Source organism: Azonexus sp., assembly GCF_036170495.1.
Lineage (GTDB): Bacteria > Pseudomonadota > Gammaproteobacteria > Burkholderiales > Rhodocyclaceae > Azonexus.
Genome location: NZ_JAVHPH010000126.1, coordinates 1 through 5,234 on the forward strand (window position 1 = coordinate 1; position 5,234 = coordinate 5,234).

The following is a 5,234-nucleotide window of genomic DNA, read 5'->3' on the forward strand; positions in this document are numbered from 1 at the left end:
CCGCCGTGGATGCAGAACATGCCGTCTTCGTTGAGCGGCGGATTGCCTTCGACGGCGACGATGTAGTTGCCCTTGTACTTCTTCTTGACCTCTTCGATGATCGCCTCGGCCTGGTGGCCGGCGGCCGCCATCAGCGTGTCGTCGTAGTCGAGGGAGAGCATCGAGAGCACGACATCCTTGGTCAGCGGGTGCGCCGAGCGGATGAAGGATTCAGAGCAGCAGGTGCATTCCAGACCGTGCAGCCAGATCACCGGCGTCCGCGCCTTGGTTTCCAGCGCCTGCGCGATGCGCGGTGCAGCGGCGCTGCCGAGGCCAAGCGATGTCGCCGTCAGGCTGCAGAATTTGAGAAAGCTGCGCCGGGTAATGCCCTGGCGGCGCAGCACTTCATAAAAGGTCTCGGTCACTGGTAAGTCCCCCGTTGGTTTTGTTGCCAAGTGGGGAGCTATTACGCAAAGCATGTGCCACACCCCGGCAATCTTCGATTTATCGCCGGGAATCAAGGCATTTCGAACGTCCGGGTTGGCCTCGGCGGAAGCCGCCAAGGGCAAGCCGATGATCAGCATCGATCCATGGTGGAAACCTGGTTTCCACCACCGGGTCGCCCGTTCGATTGACTCCCATCAAGCCGCAATGGCAAGGAATCGTTCTAGAATCGGAGGATGAAAAGAAAACGCGCGACCCGGATCGTCGAGCTGATATCCACCCAAAGTGATCGCGTCGAACCCGGCATAAGCCTGCGCGAGGTAGCTGCACGCATGCTGACCTCGAATATCTCGTCGGTCATCGTTGTCGATCAGGGAAAGGCGCTCGGCATCATTACCGAGCGCGACATCGTGCGCGTCATGCGCCAGCACCGCCCGCCCGAGCAAACCGCGCGCGACACCATGACCAGCCCGGTACACAGCGTGCCGGCCGGGATGCCCTTCCTGCAGGTCTACCGGGAGGCCGCCAAGCAGGGTATTCGCCGCATCGTGGTCACTGACGAGGCGGGATTGCCGCTCGGCGTGGTCAATGAATCGGATTTTCGCAAACATCTCGGCCCCGATTTTTTCCTGCAACTGAACAGCGCCGAGACGCTGATGGAACGCACCTTCCCCCGGCTGCCGGCCGACGCCCACCTCGAAGATGCGTTACTCGCCATGGAGGCCGTTCGTGTCAGTTGCGTCTTCGTCGTCGATGGCCGGCGGCCGCTCGGCATCGTCACCGAACACGACATCGTTCGCTTCTTCCTCGACACCCGGAACAACCCCAGCCTGGGCGCGATCATGACCCAGCCGGCCATTTGCATCCGGGCCGACCGTCCGTTGGCCGAAGCGGCGCAGCAGATGATCGAACGCGACATCCGCCACCTGGCCGTGGTAGACGACCAGGGCGGGCTGATCGGCCTGCTCTCCGAACATACGCTGATCAGCCCGCTCAACCTCGGCCAGATAGATAGCCCACTGAGCGAGCAACAATCGCTGCAACGTTCGCGCCAGCGAGCTCTTGAAGAAACGGCCCGCAACGAACGCTACCAGCGCGCCCTGCTCGACAACTTCCCCTTCCTGGTCTGGCTCAAGGACACCGAATCGCGCTTCCTGACCACCAACCGCAGTTTTGCCGAAGCGGTCAGCCAACCGAACGCCAGCGTCATCGTCGGCAAGACCGATCTCGATTTCTGGCCCCCCGACATGGCCGAGCATTTCCGCGCCGACGACGCTGAAGTGATGGCCACGCGACAAAACAAGGTGGTCGTCGAACCCATCGTCATCAAGGACCAGACGGTCTGGCACGAGACCTTCAAGGCCCCGGTGGTCAGCGCTGACGGTACCCTGCTCGGCACCGTCGGCTTTGCCCGCGACATCTCCGGGCGCCGGCGCGCCGAAGAAGCGACGCGCCTGCGCAATGCCGCACTGGCTGGGATAATCAGCGGAGAAACCCTGCCCCGCGCCCTCGACTTGCTCGTCCGCTCGGTCGAAGCCGAGATGCCGAACTGGCGCTGCTCGATCATGCTCAGCGACGAAGCCGGACAGCACCTCCGCGTCGGCGCCGCGCCCAGCCTGCCGGCGGCCTACAGTGCCGCGATCGACGGCATGCCGATCGGCGAAGGGATCAGTTCCTGCGGCACCGCAGCGGCACGCAGACAACGGGTCATCGTCGAAAACGTGTTTGCCGAGCCGCAGTGTGCGGCCTATCACGAGCTCGCCCGGCAGAGTGAAATTGCCGCCTGCTGGTCAGACCCGATCATTGGGCCAGACGGCCTGTTGCTCGGCACTTTCGCCGCCTATCACCGGCTGCCGAGTCAACCGCGCAACGAGGACCTGGGCTGCCTGACGCAGGCCTGCCAGTTAGCCGCCCTGCTCATTGCTCACCAACGCCGCTCGCATGAGCTGGACAAAAGTCTGGAAACCTTCCGCGGGATTTTCAACAGCGTCAGCGAAGCCTTGTTCATCCAGGCCGAGGATGGCACTTTCCTCGACGTCAACGCCGGCGCCGAGGAGATCTCCGGGGTACCGCGCAAACAGTTGATCGGCCTCAGCCATGCGGCGTTCACCCAGCCGGGGCTGACCGATGTGCCGACCATCGATCAACACATCGTCAGCGCCCTGGCCGGCACCCCGCAAACTTTTGAAATCCTCGCTCGCAATAGCGGCGGCCGGGTCTTTCCGGTCGAAATCCGGCTGCATCGCTCGCGCTACTTCGGACGCCCGGCCGTCATCGCTTCCGCCGTCGACATCACCGAGCGCAAGAACACCGAACTACGCCTCGAAATCGAGCACGACCTGGCGCAAGCACTGGCGGCTGGACTGCCACGCGATGCCGTATTTCAAGTCCTGCTGCAGGCGACCCTGCGTTTTCCCGACCTCGATGCCGGTTGCCTTCACTGGCGAGAGCCCGATGGCAGTTACCGGTTGATCGCCCACGTTGGCGTTTCCAGCGACTTTGTCGCCAAAGTCGCCCGGCTCGACGTCGGCAGCCCGTTTGCCCGCTTCGCCCTGACCGGCGGGTCAATTTGCAACTGTCAGGAACCAAGCGACCACTGCGCCGACGCCAGCATTCTCGACAGCGACGCGATCCGCAGCGAAGGTCTGGGCTGTCTGGCCACCCTGCCCATCATGCTGGCCGAGCAACCGGTCGCCTGCATCACGCTGGGCAGCCGGCGGGCCGCCGGCGTGCTCGCTTCGACGCTGCGCTCACTGGAGAAACTCGGCACGCGCTTCAGCCAAACCTTGCTCGAACTCGACGCGCAAGAAGAAGCTCGCCGCCTGCAACAGAATCTGAGCGGTTTGTTCGATGCCTTGAAGGATTTCATTTTCATCCTCGACGAGGACGGCCGTATCCTGCACACCAACCGCGCCGTTAGCGAAGGGCTCGGCTACCCGGCGGAGGCCCTGATCGGCCAGCTGATTGCCACGGTCCACCCGAAAAATCTGCAAAAAATCGCCAACGACAACCTGGCCGACGTTCTTGCCGGTCGGCGCTTCAGTTGCCCGCTGCCCATCCTGCACGCCAACGGCGAGCAGACCATGATTGAAATGCGGATCACGCACGGCTACTGGAATGGCCGTCCGGCGCTGATCAGTACGTCGCAGGACATCAGCGAACGGCTGATAGCCGAAGAGCGGCAGCAACTCGCCGCCAGCGTTTTCGACAATGCCCACGAAGGGATCATGATCACCGACCCGAAAGGGCGCATCGTCGAAGTCAATTCAACCTTCAGCGAGCTGACCGGCTATGCCCGCGATGAAGCCATCGGCCAAACCCCGGATTTGCTCAAGTCGGGACACCACGATCCCGCCTTTTACGCTGAAATGTGGAAAAAGATCGGCGAAGACGGCTTTTGGCGCGGTGAAATCTGGAATCGCAAAAAATCCGGTGAAATATTCGTCGAGCTGCTGACCATCTCCACCGTCCGTAACCGGAATGGCGAAATCGCCAACTTCGTCGCCATTTTCTCCGACATCACGGTCATCAAGCAGCACCAGCAACGCCTCGAACATCTCGCCCATTACGACGCGCTGACCCAGCTGCCCAATCGCATGCTGCTCAGCGACCGCCTCCAGCTGGCCATGGCGCAAACCGAGCGGAGCGGCAAGATGCTGGCCATCTGCTACCTCGATCTCGACAATTTCAAGCCGATCAACGACCAGTTCGGCCATTCGGCCGGCGATTTCCTGCTCATCGAAGTCGCCCAGCGACTGAAGGCCTGTGTCCGCGCCGGTGACACCGTGTCACGCCTGGGCGGCGACGAGTTCGTGCTGCTCCTTTCCAACCTAGCCGACCTGCACGAATGCGACTATGCGGTGAGCCGCATCATCAGCGCGCTGACCCAGCCCTTCCATGTCTCCGAGCACAGCGTCACGATTTCGGCGAGCATCGGCGTTACCCTCTACCCGCACGATGGCGCCGACGCCGACACCCTGCTCCGCCATGCCGACCAGGCGATGTACGCCGCCAAGCAGGGCGGGCGCAATCGCCATCACCTGTTCGACCCGGAAAACGACCGGCGCACCCGCCTTCGCCGCGAGGAACTCCTGCGCATCCGGCAAGGTCTGGCCCGCGGCGAATTCGAGCTCTACTTCCAGCCCAAGGTGAACATGCGCCAGGGCCGCGTCACCGGCGCCGAAGCACTGATCCGCTGGCAACATCCGGAGGAAGGCTTGCTCCTGCCCGGATGCTTTCTGCCCATCATCCAGGACAGCGAACTCGATATCGAAGTCGGCGACTGGGTCATCCGGGAAGCCCTCCGCCTGCTGGACGAATGGCATGAACAGGGCATGGACCTGCCGGTCAGCATCAATATTTCGGGCAAGCACCTCCAGCACGAAGGCTTTTCCCGGCGCCTCGGCGAACTGCTCGCCGCTCACCCCAATCTCGCCCCCGGCCTGATCGAGCTCGAAGTGCTCGAAACCGCCGCCCTCGAAGACATGGCCCACATCGCCGAGCTATTCGCCGAATGCCGGCGCCTCGGCGTCAGCTTTGCCCTCGACGATTTCGGCACCGGCTACTCGTCGCTGACCTACTTCCGCCAACTACCGGCCGACGTGCTCAAGATCGACCAGTCCTTCATCCGCAACATGCTCGACGACGCCGACGATCTGGCCATCGTCGAAGGCGTCATCGGGCTGACCCAGGCTTTCCGCCGGCAAGTCATCGCCGAAGGGGTGGAAACCGTCGAACACGGCCTCGTCCTCCTGCTCCTCGGCTGCGACCTGGCGCAAGGCTTCGGCATCGCCCACCCGATGCCGGCGGCG

The 5,234-nt window shown here is 63.0% G+C and carries 2 protein-coding genes; one reads left to right on the top strand and one right to left on the bottom strand.

Annotation, left to right across the window (positions count from 1 at the left end):
- On the bottom strand, positions 1-404 hold a 404-nt coding region (locus ADADOO_RS03905; protein ID WP_511275186.1), incomplete at its 3' end, for a hydrogenase small subunit.
- Positions 405-659: 255 nt separating this feature from the next.
- Here ADADOO_RS03905 and ADADOO_RS03910 point away from each other — a divergent pair.
- Positions 660-5,234, top strand: a 4,575-nt coding sequence (locus tag ADADOO_RS03910; RefSeq protein ID WP_511275187.1) for an EAL domain-containing protein, incomplete at its 3' end; no start/stop codon positions are given.